20 protein-coding genes are annotated in these 22,576 nt (G+C 40.6%); 17 read left to right on the forward strand and 3 right to left on the reverse strand.

The window, feature by feature from the left end; translation table 11 throughout:
* Window positions 1-144: 144 nt before the first annotated feature.
* Window positions 145-1,509 carry an oxygen-independent coproporphyrinogen III oxidase gene (gene hemN / locus IAE20_RS12670; protein ID WP_200482411.1) on the forward strand — a complete coding sequence of 455 codons (1,365 nt, stop codon included), beginning with the start codon at window positions 145-147 and terminating at the stop codon, window positions 1,507-1,509.
* Window positions 1,510-1,534: 25 nt separating this feature from the next.
* Here the strand turns inward: hemN and IAE20_RS12675 are convergent, their stop codons facing one another.
* Window positions 1,535-1,879 carry a winged helix-turn-helix domain-containing protein gene (locus IAE20_RS12675; RefSeq protein ID WP_200461092.1) on the reverse strand — a complete coding sequence of 115 codons (345 nt, stop codon included), beginning with the start codon at window positions 1,877-1,879 and terminating at the stop codon, window positions 1,535-1,537.
* A 250-nt stretch (window positions 1,880-2,129) separates the two neighbouring features.
* Here IAE20_RS12675 and salA point away from each other — a divergent pair, with 250 nt between their 5' ends.
* The 4 genes from salA (at window position 2,130) to IAE20_RS12695 (ending at window position 7,490) form a co-directional block, all read left to right on the forward strand.
* Window positions 2,130-3,401 (forward strand): salicylate 1-monooxygenase, encoded by a 1,272-nt coding sequence (gene salA, locus IAE20_RS12680; RefSeq protein ID WP_200482410.1) that lies wholly within the window; start codon window positions 2,130-2,132, stop codon window positions 3,399-3,401.
* Window positions 3,402-3,573: 172 nt separating this feature from the next.
* Window positions 3,574-4,464: a LysR family transcriptional regulator gene (locus IAE20_RS12685; RefSeq protein WP_200482409.1), complete on the forward strand. Its 891-nt coding sequence runs from the start codon at window positions 3,574-3,576 to the stop codon at window positions 4,462-4,464.
* A gap of 345 nt (window positions 4,465-4,809) precedes the next feature.
* Window positions 4,810-6,057, forward strand: a complete 1,248-nt coding sequence (locus IAE20_RS12690; protein WP_200482408.1) for an OprD family outer membrane porin — start codon at window positions 4,810-4,812, stop codon at window positions 6,055-6,057.
* Window positions 6,058-6,092: 35 nt separating this feature from the next.
* Window positions 6,093-7,490 (forward strand): MFS transporter, encoded by a 1,398-nt coding sequence (locus tag IAE20_RS12695; RefSeq protein WP_227611018.1) that lies wholly within the window; start codon window positions 6,093-6,095, stop codon window positions 7,488-7,490.
* A gap of 65 nt (window positions 7,491-7,555) precedes the next feature.
* Here the strand turns inward: IAE20_RS12695 and benM are convergent, their stop codons facing one another.
* Window positions 7,556-8,470 carry a benzoate utilization transcription regulator BenM gene (benM, locus tag IAE20_RS12700; RefSeq protein WP_200482407.1) on the reverse strand — a complete coding sequence of 305 codons (915 nt, stop codon included), beginning with the start codon at window positions 8,468-8,470 and terminating at the stop codon, window positions 7,556-7,558.
* Window positions 8,471-8,899: 429 nt separating this feature from the next.
* On the opposite strand from benM, the gene benA reads away from it, so the two are divergent.
* From benA to benE, 5 genes are all read left to right on the forward strand, one after another.
* Window positions 8,900-10,285 (forward strand): benzoate 1,2-dioxygenase large subunit BenA, encoded by a 1,386-nt coding sequence (gene benA, locus IAE20_RS12705; protein WP_200461163.1) that lies wholly within the window; start codon window positions 8,900-8,902, stop codon window positions 10,283-10,285.
* Window positions 10,282-10,791 (forward strand): benzoate 1,2-dioxygenase small subunit, encoded by a 510-nt coding sequence (gene benB / locus IAE20_RS12710; protein ID WP_200482406.1) that lies wholly within the window; start codon window positions 10,282-10,284, stop codon window positions 10,789-10,791. The genes benA and benB overlap by 4 nt, the downstream gene beginning before the upstream one ends.
* 74 nt (window positions 10,792-10,865) lie before the next feature.
* On the forward strand, window positions 10,866-11,882 hold the full coding sequence (gene benC, locus IAE20_RS12715) for a benzoate 1,2-dioxygenase electron transfer component BenC (RefSeq protein WP_200461085.1): 1,017 nt from the start codon (window positions 10,866-10,868) through the stop codon (window positions 11,880-11,882).
* A gap of 30 nt (window positions 11,883-11,912) precedes the next feature.
* On the forward strand, window positions 11,913-12,698 hold the full coding sequence (locus IAE20_RS12720) for a 1,6-dihydroxycyclohexa-2,4-diene-1-carboxylate dehydrogenase (protein ID WP_200482405.1): 786 nt from the start codon (window positions 11,913-11,915) through the stop codon (window positions 12,696-12,698).
* A 47-nt stretch (window positions 12,699-12,745) separates the two neighbouring features.
* Entirely contained in the window at window positions 12,746-13,960 is a 1,215-nt protein-coding gene (gene benE, locus IAE20_RS12725) for a benzoate/H(+) symporter BenE (protein WP_200482404.1), read from the forward strand.
* A gap of 115 nt (window positions 13,961-14,075) precedes the next feature.
* Here the strand turns inward: benE and mobR are convergent, their stop codons facing one another.
* Window positions 14,076-15,803, reverse strand: a complete 1,728-nt coding sequence (mobR, locus tag IAE20_RS12730; protein ID WP_200482403.1) for a phenol degradation transcriptional regulator MobR — start codon at window positions 15,801-15,803, stop codon at window positions 14,076-14,078.
* A 384-nt stretch (window positions 15,804-16,187) separates the two neighbouring features.
* Here mobR and IAE20_RS12735 point away from each other — a divergent pair, with 384 nt between their 5' ends.
* The 7 genes from IAE20_RS12735 to IAE20_RS12765 all read left to right on the forward strand — a co-directional run bounded on the left by IAE20_RS12735 (window position 16,188) and on the right by IAE20_RS12765 (window position 22,167).
* A complete protein-coding gene (locus tag IAE20_RS12735) occupies window positions 16,188-16,481 on the forward strand; it encodes a phenol hydroxylase subunit (protein WP_200461081.1) in 294 nt (97 codons plus the stop codon).
* An 18-nt stretch (window positions 16,482-16,499) separates the two neighbouring features.
* Window positions 16,500-17,495, forward strand: a complete 996-nt coding sequence (locus IAE20_RS12740) for an aromatic/alkene monooxygenase hydroxylase subunit beta (protein ID WP_200482402.1) — start codon at window positions 16,500-16,502, stop codon at window positions 17,493-17,495.
* A 21-nt stretch (window positions 17,496-17,516) separates the two neighbouring features.
* A complete protein-coding gene (locus IAE20_RS12745) occupies window positions 17,517-17,783 on the forward strand; it encodes an MmoB/DmpM family protein (protein WP_200482401.1) in 267 nt (88 codons plus the stop codon).
* A 66-nt stretch (window positions 17,784-17,849) separates the two neighbouring features.
* Window positions 17,850-19,376, forward strand: coding sequence for an aromatic/alkene/methane monooxygenase hydroxylase/oxygenase subunit alpha (locus tag IAE20_RS12750; protein ID WP_200461078.1), 1,527 nt, complete (start codon window positions 17,850-17,852; stop codon window positions 19,374-19,376).
* Between the two features lie 116 nt (window positions 19,377-19,492).
* Window positions 19,493-19,855: a phenol hydroxylase subunit P4 gene (locus tag IAE20_RS12755; protein ID WP_200482400.1), complete on the forward strand. Its 363-nt coding sequence runs from the start codon at window positions 19,493-19,495 to the stop codon at window positions 19,853-19,855.
* Between the two features lie 14 nt (window positions 19,856-19,869).
* Window positions 19,870-20,931: an NADH:ubiquinone reductase (Na(+)-transporting) subunit F gene (locus tag IAE20_RS12760; RefSeq protein ID WP_200482399.1), complete on the forward strand. Its 1,062-nt coding sequence runs from the start codon at window positions 19,870-19,872 to the stop codon at window positions 20,929-20,931.
* A gap of 345 nt (window positions 20,932-21,276) precedes the next feature.
* Window positions 21,277-22,167, forward strand: a complete 891-nt coding sequence (locus IAE20_RS12765; protein WP_413784499.1) for a transporter — start codon at window positions 21,277-21,279, stop codon at window positions 22,165-22,167.
* Window positions 22,168-22,576: the final 409 nt, after the last annotated feature.

Below are 22,576 nucleotides of genomic sequence, written 5' to 3' on the forward strand. Positions count from 1 at the left end.
TAAATAAATGATGAGAATAATTATTTTTAAAATTTAAGCAATTGTTTTTGTTTAATATTTTGTTTTTATGGATTTTCTCTTTAGGTTTTTATATGGAGTTAATTATATTATACTAAGGAGGTAATGGTATTTGGGTGAGTTAAAATGTCGAATGTATTAATTCAAAAATATAATGTTCCTGGCCCACGTTATACCAGTTATCCAACAGTTCCATATTGGCAAGACGAGACATTTTCACTGGACGCATGGAAACAGTCGCTACGCCAATCTTTTATTGAATCAAATCTCAATGAAGGTATCAGTCTATATATTCACTTACCTTTTTGTGAAAGCTTATGTACCTTTTGCGGTTGCCATAAAAAAGTGACCAAACGACATGAAGTTGAAGCGCCTTATATTGCAGCTGTTTTAAAAGAATGGTCATTGTATTGTGAATTATTGGGAGAAACCCCAATCATTCGGGAAATCCACTTGGGGGGCGGTACACCCACTTTTTTTTCAGTCGCGCATTTGCAGCAGTTGATTCGGGGGATTCTGGATCAGGCTCGTATTGCTGAACAGCATGAATTTAGTTTTGAAGGCCATCCTAATAGTACAACCCAACAACATTTACAAGCGTTGTATGATCTGGGTTTTCGTCGAGTCAGTTTTGGAGTTCAAGATTATAGTCTGAAAGTCCAAAAGGCGATTCATCGGATTCAACCTTTTGAACATGTGGCCCGTGTAACTGAATGGGCTAGAGAAATTGGCTATGATTCAATCTCCCATGATCTGGTGTTTGGTTTACCTTTTCAGGAATTGCAAGATGTACTCTTTACCATTGACCAAACCAACCGGTTATTGCCCGATCGTTTAGCTTTTTATAGCTATGCGCATGTGCCGTGGATTAAAGGCAATGGACAACGCGGCTTTAAAGATCATGATGTGCCAAAAGACGAAGTGAAAAGAACGCTTTATGAGGCTGGGAAACAAAAGCTACTGGATCATGGTTATGTTGAAATTGGTATGGATCATTTTGCCCTAAAAACTGATCCGATGTATCAGTCCTTTTTACAGGGGCAATTGCATCGTAACTTTATGGGATATACCGCCTCTAAAACCCAAGTCATGGTGGGTTTGGGTGTTTCTGCGATTAGTGATAGCTGGTACAGTTTTGCTCAAAACGAAAAGGTTTTGGAAGACTATTATGCCCGCTTGGAAAACAATGAAATTCCAGTTTTTCGAGGACATGTTTTGACTCAGGAAGATCTGATGATTCGTCAGCATATTCTAAATCTGATGTGTCAGTTTGAAACTTCATGGCAAGATCCAAAACATGACTTTAATGAGTTACCACAGGTATTGCAGCAGCTTAAAGAAATGCAGCAAGATCAATTGATTGAAGTCGGGAAAAAAAGTATCAAGGTGACTGAAGAAGGGAAGGCTTTTGTACGCAACGTCTGCATGGCATTCGACTTGCGAATGAAACGTAAAATACCAAACAATCAGATTTTTTCGATGACTATTTAGCTCAGGTGTAACTCGTTTTAGCAGATTAACGTTTTAAATCATGAGAAAGCTGTTGGAAGTCTGTTTCAATTGCGGCAAGTGCTTTGTGTTCCATGTGTCTAAACTGCTTTAAAATATTAAGGCCAAAAGGCGTGACGACCGCGCCTCCTCCTGACTCACCCCCTTTATGAGTTTCTACCAGTGCGGAAGTAAACAGTTGGTTCATGGTTTCCACCAGTTGCCATGCACGACGATAGCTCATATTCATTTTTTTGGCAGCTTGAGAGATGGAACCCGTAGCTTGAATGGCTTCCAGTAAATCAGCTTTTCCCGGGCCAAAAGCAATGTCTTGATCGACCATAAAGCGAAGACGTAATTTGAGTTGAGTCATAAATCAGCTCATAAATTAACAAATGAGAAATAAGTAAAATTTTATATTGAAACGTATAAAAGCACTAATTTTAATGTAAAAATTCCATCTGGTTGAAGGATATACTGGCCAGTGTTAATCCAGCGTTTAATGGCGATAAATTCAGTTATTTAAATTTTTAATAACTACTCTTGAAAACTTTCAATTGGATTTGTTCCCTCCGTGTCTCGCACAATGTCCTTATAGAGAAAGAACTCAAAGGATTTGAGAAATGAACAAAAAACTTCGTGTTGCGATTGTAGGTGGTGGTATTGCAGGTCTGGCACTTGCAGCAAATTTATTCCGCTATCAACATCTGGATGTGAGTTTATATGAAGCTGCTCCGCAATTTTCCGAAATAGGCGCGGGTATTTCTTTTGGTGCAAACGCAGTCAAAGCAATTGAATGCTTGAATCTGGCTGCTGAATACCATGCTATTGCAGATCAGGTGGCTCAACCTTTTCAAGATGTCTGGTTCCAATGGCGAAATGGTTATACGGATGAATATTTATCAAGCTCAGTTGCATCCGAAGTTGGCCAGTCATCTGTACACCGTGCTGATTTTCTAGATAGTATTTTAAAACAGGTTCCACGTGAAAAATGTCACTTCAATAAGAAATTGACTTCTCTTGAGGAAACAGCGAATGAAGTGATTCTAAATTTTCAGGATGGAACTTCGGCACATGCTGATTATGTTATAGGTGCTGATGGTATTCATTCAGCGGTGCGTGGTTATGTACTAAAAAGTCAGGGCCAACAAACGGTTCATCCACAATTTACAGGCACATGGGCTTATCGCGGCATCATCCAATATCAGGATTTTAAACAGGCGCTTGAACAGGCAGGCTTAGATTTAGAAATAGCAGATGTTCCACAGATGTTATTAGGCAAAGACAAACACATTTTGACTTTTCCCATCCGCCGTGGTGAACAAATTAATATTGTCGCATTTAAATCTGATCGTAGCCAAAATGTATTACCTGAAGGCACAGCATGGACGCAGTCAGTTGATCAGCACACCATGCTCGCTGATTTTTCAGATTGGAGTGAAAGCTGTCAAATATTGCTAAAACTTATTGAAAAACCAAGTATTTGGGCTTTGCATGAGTTGGCCGAATTGGACAGTTATCAAAGTGTATCTGGACGTGTCATTGTTATGGGTGATGCAGCACATGCGATGTTACCGCATCAAGGTGCGGGCGCAGGTCAGGGTCTGGAAGATGCAGTAATATTGGCAGCTTTATTTGAAGCAAAAAGCCTAAGTGCACAAGACTTAGCTAAGCTTTCACAGGTTTATGAAGATTTGCGTAAGCCTCGTGCTTGTCAAGTACAACGTACCTCGCGCGAATCGGGTGAAATTTATGAATTGTATTCACCAGACTATTCAACCTTTGAGCAGGTTGGACAGCATTTGATTCATCGTTTTGACTGGTTATGGCAACACCCAATTGAACAAGATATTGCTTTTGCCAAAGCCCAAATGAAAATACAGTTTGCGTCGTGAAACCTGATAAAGGGGATATGATATTAATGTCATATTCCCTTTATTTTTTTATTCTCTTTCTTTTTTTAGCATAAAATGGCTCAACTTTTGTTGTATCTACAATCATATGAGTAAGTCATATAGAGATTTTTTGATTTCGATTTAAAATAGATAAAAATAATGGAAATGAACAATGGATCTGGCCTTAATACGTGTCTTTATTTGCGTTTATGAAACAAAAAATATAACCAAGGCGGCAGATATTTTGAATCTGAGTCAGCCTTCGGTTAGTTATAACTTAAATCGTTTAAGACATCAGTTGAACAATCCATTATTTGAACGCACCCAATATGGTGTTGAGCCCACTAAACTGGCACATGAGTTATATCCTGTTTTTAAACGGGCTATATGTGATGTCGAAATTGCGATTGATGAAGCGTTAAATTTTAATCCCACCACATCCAATAAAGTCTTTCGCTTGGGGCTTTCGGATATTGGTGAAATTTGCTTGTTACCTGTGTTGATTGAATATTTACAATGTTATGCACCCCAGATAAAACTTGAGATTGAAGAAATTAAAATTGATCAAGTTGAAAAATGGCTGGTTGAAGGATTTATCGATGCTGCTGTTTTTAATAGTACCCATTTGGAATTTCATCAATTAGAGTACGAAACGCTGTTTCAAGAGCGATATGTTGCATTGGTCAATAGCCATCATCCACGTATTCAGGGCGAGATTAGCCTACAGGATTATTTGGCCGAATCTCATGTTGCGATTAAATCTAGCACTGGACATACACAAGTGGATCATGTTTTAAAACTCTTGGGTTATCAACGTAATATTGCCCTTGAGGTTCCCCATTTTGGGGTTTTACAAGGGGTGCTTGACCGAACAGAACTTGTGATAACTTTACCAATGCGCGCTGCAGCACAGTATTTAAATCAAGCAAATGTCAATGTGGTCGAGCTTCCCTTTGAAATGGCTGGTTTTTTTGTCGGTATTCACTGGTTTTCGCAAAGCAATGAACCCGTCGCAAGACAATGGTTTATTCAAACCTGCAAAAAAGTGATGTCAGTGTTATAAGTAAGCATGATCAATATTTGAAAAAAACAACTATTATCATATAGTGATTAAATTAATATCATTTATAGTTCATATTGAATATCATAGTGACAATTTATAATTTTATTTATATTACTTAATTTTAGGTTTTTTCTGCAAGTTATCTCATTTTATATCCACAACGATCTTTTTTATCTGCAATCCGTAGTTCTGTAAACTTCAACCCTTTTGCTAATATATTTAAAAAGTATAGATATATGTTTTTTCGTGTATCGACACGTCATAGTAAAAAACATAAATTGAGTTCGTGATTATATTTTCTACTCACTGGTCTGGAAGATCATTATTAAATTTACGGATGAAATTATGTTTTATTTGAAATCGGCATTCAATTTAAATGCATATAAAACTGGAATAGTCTTTGGTGTAATCGGGGTCTCAACATTATTTCCAATTTCCTGTTATGCGGAGGATAATTGGACCTTTAATTTAAAAAATGCCTATATTGATCGTAATTTTGATAATAGCGCTGTTAAGGATTTTGGTAGCTGGTCACAAAGTGCATCATTGTTTTATAAGTCAGATTATTATTCTACTCCAATTGAAAATCTGGATATCGGAGTAGATGGCACAATCCAATATGCAGTGCGCTTAAGTCACGATAAAGGAGTGGCAGATACAGTCTTACCTTTTGATACTGAAGAGCAAAAACAGGCGCGTGATTTCTTAAAATATGGCGGTACGCTGAAGCTGAAATACGATCAAACCGAACTGCGTGTCGGTGAGTTATGGCCTGATCTTCCTGTGACAGCAGTCGATCGTAGCAGACAACTTTTAGCATCGTATCAAGGGGTCAGTCTAAATTCTAAACTCACAGATCAATTGAGTGGTGAAATTGGGGTGATCACGAAAGTTTCACCCCGTAATCAGGAAGGTTTCCATAAACTTTCATTTACCAAAAATGGAACCACCTATTATTCGGATGGTTTGAACTATATTGATCTACGCTATCAGCCAATTAATAACTTGAAGCTGGAATATTATTATGGAAATTTAGATAACCTTTATAATAAACATTATATTGGTGTGGATTATTTAACTAAATTTTCTCCAGATTTATCACTAAATAGTAAACTAAAGTATTTTAAAGCGGTTGAAGATAATAATAATTATGATATTGATAGCCAAAATATTGGTTTGTTGGAAACGCTCAAATATAAAAACCATACCTTTGGTTTGGGTTATCAACAAATTATTGGAGATACTTATCCTTTACCAGATGGTTTTTTACCTGAAACCTATTTCATCAACTGGAATGCAACAGGATTCTTCAAAGCTGACGAAAAGTCGATTCATTTAATGTATGGCTATGATTTTAAAGACTATGTACCTGGTCTGAATATGATGTTGAAACATGTCTATGGTTATGATTTTAAAACAGTATTAGGCCAACGCAATAAAGAGCAAGAAACCAATTTGATCGTGAACTATGCCTTTCAGAATCCTGCTCTAAAAGGGGTTGCATTCCAGTGGTTATATATTCCTTATAAAGTGCGTTATGGCAATGATTTTAATGAAAATCGTGTGTTTTTAAGCTATAGCAAAAAATTCTAAAAGTTTTAAAAAGTTCCTTATGGAAGGAGGAGAATATGTCTCAGGACATTAATGTTAATCAGATGATTGACGAATCAAAACTAACCCCATTTCACTGGCGTGTCATTATTTTAAGTACACTGATTATTATTTTTGATGGGTATGATCTGGTGATTTATGGGGTTGCTTTACCCTTGTTGATGAAGGAATGGGCCATTGATCCTGTTACCGCAGGTTTTATTGGAAGTGTTGCGTTATTTGGCATGATGTTCGGTGCACTGATTTTTGGTACGATGGCCGATAAATTAGAGCATCTAAACATTAGCCGTAAAAAAGTCATTGCAGTTTGTATTATTCTATTCAGTTTATGCACGGTACTTTGTGGCCTTTCTAAAACGACAACTCAATTTGCAATTTTCCGTTTCCTGGCAGGTGTTGGTATTGGGGGTGTAATGCCTAATGTCATTGCGCTGGTCAGTGAGTATGCACCTAAGAAATTTAAAAGTTTCTTTGTGACATTAATGTTCAGTGGTTATGCAATTGGGGGCATGGTTGCCGCTGCATTGGGATCTGTGCTAGTCCCTGTATATGGCTGGAAAATCATGTTTATGATCGCGGGGATTCCGTTGATTATTTTATTACCGCTGATGAAGTTATTACCAGATTCGATTGACTATTTGGTGCGTAAGAAAAAGGATGAAGCGGTACGCTATATTTTATCCAGATTAGTGCCGAGTTATCAAAATCAGCCAGATCATGTTTTTGTGTTAAATGCCAGTAATCAAACTCAGGCAGAAGCACCGGTTAAAATGATTTTTAAGGAACAACGTGCTTTTAGTACAGTGATGTTTTGGTGTTCTATTTTTATGACTTTAATCATGGTTTATGCGCTCGGTAACTGGTTGCCAAAACTCATGATCGAAGCTGGTTATAATTTGTCAAAAAGTCTTGTCTTTTTATTCTCACTAAATGTTGGTGGCATGATTGGCTCGATTTTAGGCGGTTATCTTGGTGATCGTTATAATGTGAAATATGTGACAATGGCTTTACTCCTGCTTGGTGCAGTCTCTTTAAGCTTATTATCGTTCCAGTTTGACAGCGTGGTATTGTACTTTCTGATCGCATGTGCGGGTGCGGCTTCGATTGGTACACAAATTATGTTGTTGGCCTATATGGCGCGTTTCTATGCACCCAATGTTCGCTCAACAGGAATTGGCTGGGGCTTGGGCATGGGGCGTGTCGGGGCGATTCTTGGACCTATTTTGACAGGATGGTTATTGTCGTTACACCTGCCACATTTTTATAATTTCCTAGCGTTAAGTATTCCAGCAGTGATTGGTATTTTGACGGTATTTTTGATCAATGATCGTCTGGCTTACCATGCTGATCAGCATGAAATCCCAGCAATTGATCCAAAGGAAAAATCAAAAATTTCTGAGCCTGCTGTGCAATAAATCATGAAGATAAATCAATAGTGCGCAATGATTTACCCAAAATAAAGGACGGAGTAGTCCTTTATTTACATCAAAGCATTATTGGAAAAACCTTCATACGCGTAGATTTGGCGGATGGTTTCAAGCATGGAGTAAAGATAAGTACTTTCTTCCATGTTTCGTGCCGCAATAAAAATAGGACTAATCGCATCGGGATCGAGCAGTGGCACATAGCTTAGATTATATAATTGAATACTGGTGGTACTTTCAGGAACGATACATATACCTTCACCCGCAGCGACCAATCCTAACGCTAATTGCACCTCACGTACATCATTAAGTTTGGTGGGTTCGAGTCCGTGCTCAGAAAAGATCGAGAGGACATGCGTGGAAAAATTAGGCTTTGCAGTTGTGGGATAAAGTAAGATTCTTTCATCGACGATATCCGCCAAATGGACGCCTGTATCTTTCATGCGATTGAGTGGATGACTGGCATGCACAGCGACCATTAAACGTTCATTTCTGAGTAACGTTCGTTTAATTGCTGGATCACTAATTTTAAGTCGGCCAAAACCGACATCAATACGGCCATCTTTTAAGGCTTCAATTTGGGCGTTGGTCCCCATTTCATACAATTCAATTTTTAGATTTGGGTGCGCCTGTCGATATAAATAAATAATGCGGGGTAATAATCCAAACAATAACGAACCCACAAATCCAATTTTAATCGTGGTTTCGACAGAAGCAATACGCTTGGTCATGGAGACCATCTGGTCTGCACTCGACAAAAGTTTAACAGCATATTGATAAAAAAATTGACCGACAGAAGTGGTTTTCACTGGGCGGCTGCCGCGTTCGAGTAACTGTAACCCCAGTTCTTCTTCCAGATTTTGAATTTGTCGGCTTAAAGGCGGTTGTGCGATACAAAGTTTATCTGCTGCTTTCGTAAAGCTCTGTTCTTCAACCACTGCAACAAAATACCGTAAATGTCTAAGTTCCATTTAGAATACTCCAAAGGTATTTTAGTATACAAATAATGTGTTGGAATTTATTAAAACATTCTTTTAAGGTATAAACAAGCGATAACTGATGTGATGACGGACCATGTACAAATCAGTCGAAACGATTCTTGTCGATGTTCTCACAACTCGACTATCTACATTATCAGTCATGAATATGCAAACGCAGACAAGGTAAGTGGCGATTGTTGTTGAGATTAGGGATGAAGCTGAAGTTGCCCGTCATGATCTGAATATGCCATTTGAACACATCACTTTAATTTTGAATTGCTTAAAAAGCGAAATCAGTTGACGTCATTAAAAATAAAACGTCGCTGCGCGAGTGCTTAATTATGATGAGGAATCAGGTTGGGTTACACCACAACTGAACCTGATGACTTCCTTAAATATCTGGAAAGTCGGAGAATGGATATGCCACGTATTCCTGTTATCAATACCAGCCATCTTGACCGTATTGATGAATTACTAGTTGATAATATTGAAACCGGTGAATTCAAACTTCATCGTTCAGTTTTTACCGATCAAGCTTTATTTGACCTTGAAATGAAGTACATTTTTGAGGGAAATTGGGTGTACTTGGCCCATGAAAGCCAAATTCCAAATAATAATGATTATTATACAACGTATATTGGTCGTCAGCCGATTTTGATTGCACGTAATCGTAATGGCGAATTGAATGCCATGATTAATGCGTGTTCACACCGTGGCGCACAATTGTGTCGTTATAAGCGTGGCAATAAATCCACATATACCTGCCCATTTCATGGTTGGACATTTAATAACTCAGGTAAATTACTCAAAGTTAAAGATCCAAGTGATGCAGGTTATTCTGACTGCTTTAACAAAGATGGTTCGCATGACCTGAAAAAAGTAGCACGATTTGAAAACTATAAAGGTTTTCTGTTTGGAAGCCTGAATCCAGATGTACCGTCCTTGCAAGAATTTCTGGGTGAAACCACCAAGATTATTGACATGATTGTGGACCAATCTGAGCATGGTTTAGAAGTTCTGCGTGGTTCATCAACGTATACCTACGAAGGTAACTGGAAGTTGACCGCTGAAAATGGTGCAGATGGCTATCACGTTTCTGCGGTGCATTGGAACTATGCGGCGACTACGCAACATCGTAAAGAAACGCAGGCTGGTGATAATATCCGAGCTATGAGTGCGGGTTCATGGGGGAAACAAGGCGGCGGCTCTTATGGTTTTGAGCATGGTCATATGCTGTTATGGACGCAATGGGGTAACCCGGAAGATCGTCCAAACTTTCCAAAAGCAGAAGAATATACCGAAAAATTTGGCGCAGCGATGTCCAAGTGGATGATTGAGCGTTCGCGCAATTTATGCCTTTATCCAAATGTCTATTTGATGGATCAGTTTGGTTCACAAATTCGAGTGTTACGTCCCATTTCAGTCAATAAAACTGAAGTTACGATTTACTGTATTGCACCTGTTGGTGAAGAACCCGAAGCACGCACCCGTCGTATTCGCCAGTATGAAGATTTCTTTAATGCTTCTGGTATGGCAACTCCAGATGATTTAGAAGAATTCCGTGCCTGTCAGGCAGGTTATGCGGGGATTGAACTGGAATGGAACGACATGTGTCGTGGAGCGAAACACTGGATTTATGGACCAGATGATGCTGCCAATGAGATTGGGTTAAAGCCTGCAATCAGCGGGATTAAAACAGAAGATGAAGGCTTGTATCTGGCGCAGCATCAGTATTGGCTCAAAACCATGAAACAAGCAATTGCTGATGAAAAGCAGTTCGCAGTGAGTCAAGGAGAGACAGCATGAACGCTTCAACAAGTTTAGATAAAATTACGATTGAAAATGTTTGCCAGTTTTTATACCGCGAAGCTCGTTTTCTGGATGATGAACAATGGGATCAATGGGTCGAATGCTATGCCCCAGAAGCTTCTTTCTGGATGCCTGCGTGGGACGATAATGATCAACTGACCGAAGATCCTCAATCTGAAATTTCACTCATTTATTACCCTGACCGTCAGGGTCTGGAAGATCGAGTATTTCGCATTAAAACGGAACGCTCATCAGCCACCATGCCAGACACCCGGACCGCACACAATATCAGCAATGTTGAAATTGAGTTGCGTGAAGGCGATCAAGCTACCGTACGTTTCAACTGGAACACGCTAAGTTTCCGTTACAAGAATAGCTATAGCTACTTTGGCATGTCGCGTTATGTGATCGATTTTTCTGGCGAAAGCCCAAAAATCTTGAGCAAGTATGTCGTACTTAAAAACGACTACATCAATCAAGTGATCGATATTTACCATATCTGAAAATGAGATCAACCTCAGCTGAAGGGAGAGTTGGCTGAGGTCTCAAAGTTCAATAATTTTGTAGGATTCATGCCATGTCAAACCATCATGTAGCACTTCAATTTGAAGATGGCGTTACCCGTTTTATTCGTGTTGCGCAAGGCGAGACTTTGTCTGATGCAGCGTATCGTCAACAAATTAATATTCCACTAGATTGTCGTGAAGGCGCATGTGGAACCTGTCGAGCATTTTGTGAATCAGGCAGTTATGACATGCCTGAAGATAACTATATTGAAGATGCATTGACTCCAGAAGAAGCAGAACAAGGCTATATTCTGGCTTGTCAATGTCGTCCAACTTCTGATGCGGTATTTCAAATTCAAGCATCATCGGATGTGTGTAAAACCAAAATTCATAGTTTTGAAGGGACTTTGGCGCGAGTCGAAAATCTATCTGACTCCACGATTACCTTTGATATTGAGCTCGATGAAGGTCAACCCGATATTCATTTCCTTGCAGGCCAATATGTCAATGTGGGTATTCCGGGAACTACGGAAACACGTTCTTATTCGTTTAGTTCCAAACCTGGCCATCGTTTAACGGGTTTCGTGGTACGTAATGTACCCAATGGCAAGATGAGCGATTTTCTGAGTAAACAAGCCAAAGCAGGCGATAAAATGAAATTTACAGGGCCATTTGGTAGCTTCTATCTACGGAATGTAACGCGTCCTGTATTAATGTTGGCGGGTGGAACTGGCATTGCGCCGTTCATGTCCATGCTTCAGGTATTGGAAGAAAAAGGTTCTGAACATCCAGTACGCTTAGTCTTTGGTGTGACCAATGATTTTGATTTGGTCGCATTGGAAAAATTAAACGAGTTTCAGCAGAAATTCCCTTGGTTTGAATATCGTACCGTTGTGGCACATGCAGACAGCCAGCACGAACGTAAAGGGTATGTCACAGGTCATATCGAAAATGACTGGCTCAATGGCGGTGATGTCGACATTTATCTGTGTGGACCCGTACCCATGGTCGAAGCGGTGCGTGGCTGGTTGGATAATGAAGGCATCAAACCAGCTAGCTTCTTGTTTGAAAAATTCTCTGCCAATTAATCGTGTGGCCTGAATCATGTGGAGCAAAAGATGACTCAAATGCAGAGGTTTAATCAGAAAGTTGTAATCGTTACGGGCGCAGCCCAAGGCATTGGCCAAGGCGTCGCTTTGCGAATTGCAGCAGAAGGTGGAACATTAGTTCTGGCTGATCGTTCTGATCTGGTAGATGACGTTTTACAGCAATGCCAAAGCCTAGGCGCAACGGGCAGCTATGTCCATGCAGATTTGGAAACCTATGCAGGCGCGCAGGCCGTAGTGGCGCATGCAATTGAACATTATGGCCGAGTTGATGTACTCATTAATAATGTCGGCGGTGCCATCTGGATGAAACCTTTTCAGGAGTTTTCTGAGGAGGAAATCATTAAAGAAGTTAACCGTTCTTTATTTCCAACGTTATGGTGTTGCCGTGCAGTATTGCCTGAAATGATTAAAAATCAAAAGGGCAATATTGTGAATGTTTCCTCTATTGCCACGCGTGGGATTAACCGTATTCCGTATTCAGCGTCTAAAGGCGGGGTGAATGCCCTAACGGCATCTCTGGCTTTTGAACATGCTCAAGATGGAATTCGTGTCAATGCAATCGCAACAGGGGGAACCGAAGCACCGCCAAGAAAAATTCCACGAAATGCCAATCCATTGTCTGAAAATGAAAAGACATGGATGCAACAAGTGGTCGATCAAACCATTGATCGAACTTTTTTAGCTCGATACGGCAGTATTGATGAACAAGTAAATGCAATTGTGTTCTTGGCATCAGATGAGTCTTCATATATTACTGGCAGTGTGATTCCTGTCGGTGGTGGTGATCAGGGGTAAACAGGTCACTTTTAGAACATAACAGGATGATTCTGCAAGGAGGCACTATGACATCCCTGTTTAAAACCTTAAGAGAGGATTGGTCGCTATCGGCCACAGTGGCTGGCTTTTTAGCTGTTCTGATCTCTTATTCTGGGCCATTAATTATTTTTTTTCAGGCAGCTCAGAAAGCACAAGTTTCACCAGAAATGATGATCTCATGGATCTGGGGGATCTCCATCGGAGCTGCCTTGACTGGCATTTATTTATCGATTCGATTTAAAACCCCCATTATTACCGCTTGGTCAGCACCGGGTACGGCTTTGCTGGTCACCTTATTTCCCAATATCAGTTTGAATGAAGCCGTTGGTGCATATATTAGTGCTGCGATTGTCATCTTAATCGTTGGCATGACAGGCTATTTTGATAAATTGCTAAAATGGATTCCCCAAGGAATCGCCGCTGGCATGATGGCAGGTATCCTATTTCAGTTTGGTCTTGGATTATTTCATGCTACTGATTCCTTACCTTTGATCGTATTTAGTATGTTGTTGTGCTATTTATTTGCACGACGTTTTTCACCACGTTACAGCATGCTGTGGGTGCTACTATGCGGTGTCACACTGAGTTTTTTATTGGGTAAAATGAATCCTGTCACGATGGATTTTCATTTAGCAATTCCACAATTTATTCGACCTGAATGGTCATGGTATTCCACGCTAAATCTGGCGATTCCTTTAATTTTAGTCAGTTTAACCGGACAATTTTTACCAGGCATGGCGATTTTAAAACTCAGTCATTATGATGTGCCAGCCAAGCCTATTATTGGTGCGGCTAGCCTTGCATCACTTGCGGTGGCCTGTGTGGGCGGGATTACCATTGTTTTGGCCTCAATTACGGCGGCGTTGTGTATGGGCAAAGATGCCCATGAACTCAAAGACAAACGCTATATTGCAGGAGTTGCTAACGGCTTATTTTATATTTTAGGGGGCTTGTTTGCAGGTAGCATCGTGGCACTTTTCAGCTTACTTCCTAAAGAGCTAGTGGCGGCACTGGCTGGTCTGGCGCTACTAGGTGCCATTGCCACCAATATTCGTATGGCAATGCAGGAGGATACGCAACGTGAAGCGGCGTTAATCACCTTTCTGGCTACTGTTTCAGGGATGCATTTTCTGGGTTTAAGTTCAGTATTTTGGGGCATGTGCATCGGAATGCTGGCGTATCTGATCTTGATAAAACGCAATACGATTCTTGCAGCAGTTTCAGAGTCATCCTCCCGTTAAGACAAATAATGGCTTAAGTGCTATCTGAATAAATCCAGATTGATAGAGTGAGGTGCAGCAATTCTGATTGTGATTGAAGCATTCTTAGGAAATGGGAGCATAGCTTTTCATTGATTTATTTCTTCACCATATCCAGTGAATGTTTTTTTAAGCGATAATCCAGAGTTGCTCGACTAATACCCAACAAACGTGCCGCCTCGGAGACATTATATTGACTTCGGATCAACGCATTTTGAATCATTTCCTGTTCAAACTGTTCTAGAGAAAAATTTTGATCCAATAACTGCTCAATGATCTGCTGTTGTGTGTTCAGCGAATGACGATCAGGCGACAATTCCTGATCGTACATAGATTGCTGCTGGCTCAAATGCTGTTGTGGCAGTAGGCTACTCAATTTGATCTCTTGTTGATGGTCAGTCAATAAGGTCGCGCGTTCTAGCATATTTTCTAACTCACGGATATTTCCTGGCCATTCATACCCCATTAGATAATTTAACGCTTTATCACTTAAACCCTTGATTGTTTTATCATACATATTCTCAAAACGTTTTAAAAAATGCTTTACCAGTAAAGGGATATCATCGCGACGTTCGCGTAAAGGTGGAATCACAACAGGAAATATATTTAAACGATAAAATAAATCTGCGCGGAAGCGTCCCTGTTGTACGGCTTCAAACAAATCTTCATTAGTTGCGGCCACGACACGGACATCAATATAGCGGGTTTGATAATCACCCACACGTTCAAATTCGCCTTCTTGTAATATGCGTAGCAGTGCAGCCTGCGCACGTGCAGATAGCTCTATGACTTCATCCAGAAAAATGGTTCCTCCATGCGCTCGTTCAAATTTTCCCATGCGCGATTGGGTCGCGCCAGTATAAGCACCTTTTTCCACACCAAACAGTTCGGCTTCGATTAGATCGGGTGGAATACTGGCACAATTGACTGCAATAAAAGCGGCATTTTTACGTTGGCTAGCTTCATGAATCCCACGAGCAAACGCTTCTTTACCGACCCCTGTTTCTCCTTGCAGTAATACTGCAACCTTGCTGCCCGCCGATTTTTTAAGTAATTCACACACTTGTCTATAGGCAGCGGATTCGCCGACTGAATTAAACATGGTGTAATCTGCTTCAGCAGGCGTGTAGATATTCTGTTTCAGGGTTTTTAATTCGGCCTGTAACGCAATGATTTGATCAGCCACTGGATCGGGGGACATAAAACGGATCAATTCATCGGCGTTTTCCCAGGCGGCAAGGGGTTTCCCAATAATCTGACAATGATCATCGCCTTTGGCAGAACATTTGGTTTCCTGATAGATAATGGTTTGTCCCATCACAAAGCTGCTATAGCCACAGGCATATCCCAATAACATCCAGCAGGCAGGTTCATTGGATGTTCCAAATTCATTTAGATGCACTTCAGATTCAAAGGAATGTAACCAGTTAAAATCTGCATAAAAGCTGCCCGTTTCATGGGATAGCTTGAGGGTATTGACCTCGACCTGCACCATACCGCGGATACCATGCATTTGTGGCCCTGCCATAAACGCCTCTTCAGCGGTCATGTTAGGACGTAATTTGCTGGTTACCTCCGCATCTTTCATGCCTGCCTGATAGCCACAGCGAATAAAGAAATGTTTAGTGCGTTCATGCCCAAGCATCTGATAAAGATCTTTACGCAGATAGCCCATAATACTGGTATGTAAGAGCAGCATACGGTTTTCTTCAAACCAGATTTGACCATGTTTGGCATCAAACTGAATATTATCCAGTAAGTCCTGAATATCCTCATTTTGTTTAAGTAGCGGTTTGAATAGCCGTTGATCCTTGGCTTGATGCATGGTCAGTTCCCATCCTAGGTGATGACTGTCTACAAAAGTGTAGCTTATTTTTCAGCTTAAAGTGATGCGCAGTTGAGCATAAATATATATCCAAAAAGTATGATTAAAAACTCAGTCCAGTTTTTCTCTTAGATGTTATTCAACTGATTGATCACGGTTCATGATTTGCTGAATATCTTCAATTTATTGGTTCATCATTTGCTGAAATTTATCTTTATTTAAATAAATTAAATATCTAATAAAAATATAAGTAATTGAAAATAATAAAAATTAAATAGTTGGCACAAGTTTTGATAGAGATCTGATATGCAGTATTGCAATGGAAAGGTTTTTTACAAGATTAGCCTGCTGAAATCAGGTGGATATGGATCAGGGATAGCCAACATGAATAACGTGAACTCTTCAAATGTCAGTTTTACCAAATATATTCGGATCACCGGTGATCGGCATGCCAAGTTTGTCGAGTTTGACTTTGCGATCAATGATCCGACGCTATTTGTAGAATTGGTATTACCACAGCAAGCTTTTGCAGATTTTTGTCGTATCAATCAGGTGGTTGAAATGACCGAGCAACAAGAACAACTGAATGATGCTCTCGAAGATAAATGGCGTTACGGCATTGAGCCAACTCTTGTGCGCCAGACACGACAAAACCTAGATCAAGATGATCAATCTTAAGTCGATACGGAGATAAACATGACTTTAGAAATTAAAACATCAAGCGTTCAGCCCGTCCGCCACACGTATGCTTATATTGAACGACGTTTTGGTAACAAGCCTGCAACCCGCTATCAGGAAGTCAGTTTTGATATTCAGGGTGAAGTAAATTTTCATTATCGTCCATTATGGAAACCAGATAAAACTTTGAATGATAAGACCCATACAGCCTTGGTGATGCAGGATTGGTATGCCTTCAAAGATCCTCGTCAGTTTTATTATGGCGCATATGTCCAGCATCGGGCACGTTTACAGGACAGTACTGAAAATAATTATGCTTTTTTTGAAAAGCGCCGTTTGGTCGATAACTTGAGTGATGCGGTTAAACAGAAAATCATCGCGGCGTTGCTGCCATTTCGTTATGTCGAACAAACCGCCAACCTGCACATGATGTCGGGAAGTGCTTACGGGTATGGGACAGTGATTACTCAGGCCTGTATTTTTGCAGCAATGGATCGTCTGGGAATGGCGCAGTATTTATCACGAATTGGTTTAATTATTGACGACAATGCTGGCGATGCTTTGGATCAGGCCAAAGATTACTGGATGAACAATGCCGCATGGCAGCCTTTACGTCGCTTATGTGAGATGAGTCTGACTGAACAGGATTGGTTCAAACTGTATCTATTACAGACTTTATTGATCGATAGCATGTTGCAGGCTCTGGTTTATGTTGAACTGGATCAATGGTTCGTAGAGCATCAGGGCCGTGATGTAGCGATGCTGACCGAGTTTATGCAGGAGTGTAATAGTGATCTGCGTAAATGGTCAGATAGCGTGCTTAAGACTGCTGTGGCTGAATCGGAACACAATAAAGTCTTAATTCAGGGATGGCTAGAAGAGCTATTACCACAGGTTAAATCTGCTTTTGAGGCATGGGCCAATGTGGGATTACAACAAAGCAATGTTGACAGTGCAATGAACCTGATTGCTGAGCGCTGTAAACGCGCAGGTTTGGCATTTAATTTGACTTAAAAGATTCAGGGAGAACGACACATGTCAAAAGTTTATTTAGCACTACAGGACAATGACACCTCACGCTATATCGTCGAGGCGATTGAACAGGATAACCCCGAAGCGACGATTCAGTATTTGCCCGCCATGATTCGGATCGAAAGTGATGGTGAGTTGATTATTCTTGCTGAAACCGTGACAGAGAAACTGGGGCAAGACTGGGATATTCAATCCCTGCAATTGAACATGATCACACTAGGCGGAAATGTAGAAGAAGATGATGACAGCTTTAGATTGAAATGGAATTAACCCATTTCTCATGCCTATTTTTAGCATGAAAGATCTAAATCACAAATAATGAGCAAGGATTTCAGGATGAATAGCCAAGTTAAAAACCCGAGCAAAAAACTCAATGCCAAAGATCGCTACCGTATGTTGACTCGCGATCTGGATTGGGAATTTTCATATGCAGATCGTAAAGATGCATTTCCTTATGAAGAGTTTGAGGGTATCAAAATAACAGATTGGTCGAAGTGGGAAGATCCATTTCGCCTGACTATGGATGCGTACTGGAAATATCAGTCAGAAAAAGAGAAAAAATTGTATGCAATTTTTGATGCTTTTGCACAGAACAATGGCCAATTGAATGTTGCCAATGAACGCTATCTCAACGCTATTAAGCTTTTTTTAACCGCTGTTACCCCGCTGGAATATCAAGCTTATCAGGGGTATGCACACGTAGGTCGTCAGTTTAGCGGTATTGGTGCACGTATTGCCTCACAGATGCAGTCTATTGATGAGTTACGTCATGTGCAGACTCAGATTCATGCGATGAGCCATTACAATAAATTTTTCAATGGTTTTCATGATTGGGCACATATGCATGACCGTGTTTGGTATCTGTCTGTACCTAAGTCTTTTTTTGAAGATGCGCGTTCAGCAGGGCCATTTGAATTTTTGTTAGCCATCAGTTTTGCCTTTGAATATGTATTGACCAATTTATTGTTTGTGCCATTTATGTCGGGTGCCGCCTATAACGGCGATATGGCAACGGTGACATTCGGTTTTAGTGCGCAATCGGATGAAGCGAGGCATATGACTTTGGGACTAGAAATCGTCAAATTTCTGCTCGAACAGCATGAAGACAACGTTCCTATTGTACAAGAATGGATTGATAAATGGTTCTGGCGAGGAACCCGTTTACTCTCGATTGTGGGCATGATGATGGATTATATGCTGCCAAATAAAGTGATGTCGTGGAAAGAAGCATGGGAAACCTACTTTGAAGAAGCGGGCGGTGCATTATTTAAGGATTTGAGCCGCTACGGTATTCGTATGCCGAAATACAGTGACGTTATCCTTAAAGAAAAAGAACACGTCTCGCATCAGGCATGGTGGATTTTCTATAACTTTGGGCATGCCGCAGGCTTCCATACATGGATTCCGACGGATGAGGAAATGGACTGGTTGTCAGAAAAATATCCAGACACGTTTGATCGTTACTATCGTCCACGCTGGGAGTTGGCACGTCAATTAGAAGCTGAAGGAAAACGTTTCTATTCGGATGGCTTGCCACAACTCTGCCAGATTTGTCAGATTCCAATGACATTTACTGAAATGGAAGGTGACCAGACTATGTTTAGCTATCGTGATGCGATTTATAACGGCGAACGCTATCACATGTGTTCAGATGGCTGCCACGATATTTTCTGCCGTGAACCTGAGAAATACATACAGGCGTGGCTGCCCGTCAATCAAATTTTACAAGGCAACTGCGGTGGTCCTGACCTTGAAACCATTCTTAAAGAGTATTACCACATCCGTGCAGGCGAAGACAATCTGGATATTGAAGGTTCGCCAGATCAGCAACTCTGGAAAAAATGGAAAGGGCAAAGCGCTTAAATCCCCCTGCGTTGATGAAGTTGCGAAAAGAAACATGTCATTAAAGACATCAAGAATATCTCGGGTACTTGCAGGAAAGGAAACAATGCAAATATCCGAAAATAGGAGAATTAGACATGCCAGTACGTGCCATTACTGAAAATTACAGCTTTAGCCCAAAAGACAGCCAAGCCAATTATGGTGACAATATTCTGATTTATATTGGTTGGGATCATCATACTTTATTTTGCTCAGCCAAAGCTTTTTTGATTTCACCGCAAGCGACTTTTCAACAGCTATTGGAAACCTTAATGCCCGCAGGTTTTTCGCAGCATCCAGAATTTAATGCGATTGACTGGCACCACGCAGAATTTCAGCTAGACCGCAAAGAACTCAAATTTCAGCCAGAGGCAACTTTGGCAGAACTGGATTTTGGGCATAAGTCGTTACTACGCTTTTCGACCCCCGGTTTAAATGGCTATAACAATGCCTATGTCTGATCAGGAGGTGTGAAATGAGTTATCAAGTTACGATTGAACCACTCGGAACCACCATTGAGGTCGCCGAAGATCAAACCATCCTTGATGCAGCATTGCGTCAGGGAGTCTGGTTACCTTTTGCCTGTGGTCATGGGACATGTGGAACCTGCAAGGTGCAGGTGACAGATGGATTTTACGATGTCGGTGACGCTTCACCTTTTGCATTAATGGATATTGAGCGTGAAGAACAAAAGGTCTTGGCCTGTTGTTGCAAGCCTGAATCAGATATGGTGATTGAGGCAGATGTAGATGAAGATCCTGATTTTCTTGGTTATCTGATCGAGGACTATCAAGCCACGGTACTATCGATCAATGATCTTTCCCCGACTATTAAAGGACTCCGTTTACAGATCGATCGCCCCATGCAATTTCAGGCAGGGCAATATATCAACTTGCAGTTGCCTCATATCGAGGGAACACGAGCATTTTCGATTGCCAACTCGCCAAATGAAGCCGGCATTATCGAGTTACATATCCGTCATGTACAGGATGGCGTAGCAACCACCTATGTACATGAGCAGCTTGCAGTAGGAGATGAACTACAACTTTCAGGGCCGTATGGACAATTCTTTGTACGCAAGTCCGATACGCAGGATGTGATTTTTATTGCAGGCGGATCGGGCCTGTCTAGTCCCCAATCGATGATTCTGGATTTATTGCAATCTGGCGATCAGCGTACCATTTATTTATTTCAAGGCGCCCGAGACGTTGCTGAGTTATATCATCGCGAGCTGTTTGAAGATCTCGTCAAACAATATTCTAATTTCCGTTATATTCCAGCCTTAAATGCACCAAAAGTAGATGATGAATGGTCAGGTTTTACAGGCTATGTACATGAGGCTGTGGCCGATTATTTTGAACAACGTTGTTCTGGGCATAAGGCTTATCTATGTGGGCCTCCTCCCATGATTGATGCTGCAATTTCCACACTGATGCAAAGCCGGTTATTTGAGCGGGATATTCATACTGAACGCTTTTTAAGTGCTGCTGATGGCGCAAAAGCAGAATCACGTTCAGCGTTATTTAGGCACATTTAAAAGAGAAAATATTCGGCAGTTCCAGAGTACATTGCTGTTTTAGAACTGCCAAGTGAATACGGTTATATACGTTGAATATCGTTGCAAATGGATGACTAAAAGCGCTGAGTTTAGTGTTAACCCCATATGCAGCATTAACAGGGTATTTAAGACCCATATATTTAGACTTGTACGAATAACAATACTATTTTAATGAAGTGCATGAATCATCAGTTTCTAACATGCACTGTCATTTTAGTTATGTTGAGAAGTACACCAAATTTCGAGGATCGAGATTTGGCCTGAGTCTAATTCAGGATGAATAGGACGCAAAATATGAAACAACAACAATTGAATCGACAGCACATAAGTAGAAAAATCTTAAAGAATATAAGTGGGTTGGCAAGCGGGCTAATATTAGGAATTTGTTCAAATTCAGTCTGTGCTACTGAAAGCGGAGCAGATTCGTTTCCGCATGGTGCTGAAGGGATCATGGCAGGCGCCTTACCACCCGCGGGTTTATATTTTTTAGGGTATTACCAGCAATATCGTGCGACAGAATTTCTCGATTCTAAGGGTGATGAACTGATTCCAGATTTCGATCTGGATGTGCGTGCATTCGTGCCGCGTTTGGTCTGGATGACTGATCAGAAAATTTTGAATGGGCAGTTGGGATTTTACGGCATTTTGCCGTTAGTAGATTTGCGTGTACAGATGGCTGGGGAACGAGATCATCGTAGTGGGGTGGGTGATATAATGTTGGCACCTATGTTGGGCTGGCATCATGGCAATCATCACTGGATTGCAGCGTTGGAAAATATTTTACCTACAGGGGACTATGACGCAGACCGTCTCGCCAATATCGGTAAAAATTACTATACTTTTAGACCAATTTTGGCCTATAGCTACAACCATGCGGGTTGGGATATCTCCACCAAAATGGCCTATAGTTTTAATAGCGAAAATGACGATACTCATTATCAGTCAGGGCAGTATTTTTCGGCAGACTATAGTCTCGGTTATCAGGTCGTTACTGATGTGAATATTGCGGTTCAAGGCTACGTTTTTAAGCAAATGAGTGACGATAAAAAAGAGAGCGTTGATATTGGTTTTCGTGGCGAAAGTATTGCGGTTGGCCCAGCAATTCAGTACCAACAAAAAGGCTGGTCGCTTGAAGCCAAATATTTGACAGAAACAAAAGTGGAAAATCGGCCAAAGGGTGATACAGCTTGGTTAAAACTGGTGTGGGCTTTTTAGGGGGATCATACCTAAGTCATCATTGCAGAACATTTATTATAAATGATTAAGAATATCCTCTGATTTAATCTATTAATCGGAGGATGTTTAAAAGAAATCGATAAATCAAAATTTTCTTATCTCAACTAAACCCCTATCGCATTTTCAGCTTTAAAATAGACTTCTCTTTTGTCTAACGCAATATTCCTTTTATGATAGGAAGGTATGAGATTGCCTTCATGAAAGATCATCGCTGATTCCTCTGAAACTTATTTCAAGAAATTTTGTTTTTTGTTTTTAATATGATGAATAATAATAGATTTTATAAAATATACTGCATCATCAGTTTGCCTTTCTGACAATATGGAAGGAGTAAACTAAAAATAAATTAACATACCTAAAAAGCATGAAAACATACTTTTAGAGGTGT

It is taken from the genome of Acinetobacter sp. S54, from assembly GCF_016624945.1.
Lineage (GTDB): Bacteria > Pseudomonadota > Gammaproteobacteria > Pseudomonadales > Moraxellaceae > Acinetobacter.

Excerpts from the sequence above, each read along its gene's own strand:
- hemN (WP_200482411.1), top strand. The coding sequence starts at position 145 with ATGTCGAATGTATTAATTCAAAAATATAATGTTCCTGGCCCACGTTAT.
- IAE20_RS12675 (WP_200461092.1), bottom strand. The coding sequence starts at position 1,879 with ATGACTCAACTCAAATTACGTCTTCGCTTTATGGTCGATCAAGACATT.
- salA (WP_200482410.1), top strand. The coding sequence starts at position 2,130 with ATGAACAAAAAACTTCGTGTTGCGATTGTAGGTGGTGGTATTGCAGGT.
- IAE20_RS12685 (WP_200482409.1), top strand. The coding sequence starts at position 3,574 with ATGGATCTGGCCTTAATACGTGTCTTTATTTGCGTTTATGAAACAAAA.
- IAE20_RS12690 (WP_200482408.1), top strand. The coding sequence starts at position 4,810 with ATGTTTTATTTGAAATCGGCATTCAATTTAAATGCATATAAAACTGGA.
- IAE20_RS12695 (WP_227611018.1), top strand. The coding sequence starts at position 6,093 with ATGTCTCAGGACATTAATGTTAATCAGATGATTGACGAATCAAAACTA.
- benM (WP_200482407.1), bottom strand. The coding sequence starts at position 8,470 with ATGGAACTTAGACATTTACGGTATTTTGTTGCAGTGGTTGAAGAACAG.
- benA (WP_200461163.1), top strand. The coding sequence starts at position 8,900 with ATGCCACGTATTCCTGTTATCAATACCAGCCATCTTGACCGTATTGAT.
- benB (WP_200482406.1), top strand. The coding sequence starts at position 10,282 with ATGAACGCTTCAACAAGTTTAGATAAAATTACGATTGAAAATGTTTGC.
- benC (WP_200461085.1), top strand. The coding sequence starts at position 10,866 with ATGTCAAACCATCATGTAGCACTTCAATTTGAAGATGGCGTTACCCGT.
- IAE20_RS12720 (WP_200482405.1), top strand. The coding sequence starts at position 11,913 with ATGACTCAAATGCAGAGGTTTAATCAGAAAGTTGTAATCGTTACGGGC.
- benE (WP_200482404.1), top strand. The coding sequence starts at position 12,746 with ATGACATCCCTGTTTAAAACCTTAAGAGAGGATTGGTCGCTATCGGCC.
- mobR (WP_200482403.1), bottom strand. The coding sequence starts at position 15,803 with ATGCATCAAGCCAAGGATCAACGGCTATTCAAACCGCTACTTAAACAA.
- IAE20_RS12735 (WP_200461081.1), top strand. The coding sequence starts at position 16,188 with ATGAATAACGTGAACTCTTCAAATGTCAGTTTTACCAAATATATTCGG.
- IAE20_RS12740 (WP_200482402.1), top strand. The coding sequence starts at position 16,500 with ATGACTTTAGAAATTAAAACATCAAGCGTTCAGCCCGTCCGCCACACG.
- IAE20_RS12745 (WP_200482401.1), top strand. The coding sequence starts at position 17,517 with ATGTCAAAAGTTTATTTAGCACTACAGGACAATGACACCTCACGCTAT.
- IAE20_RS12750 (WP_200461078.1), top strand. The coding sequence starts at position 17,850 with ATGAATAGCCAAGTTAAAAACCCGAGCAAAAAACTCAATGCCAAAGAT.
- IAE20_RS12755 (WP_200482400.1), top strand. The coding sequence starts at position 19,493 with ATGCCAGTACGTGCCATTACTGAAAATTACAGCTTTAGCCCAAAAGAC.
- IAE20_RS12760 (WP_200482399.1), top strand. The coding sequence starts at position 19,870 with ATGAGTTATCAAGTTACGATTGAACCACTCGGAACCACCATTGAGGTC.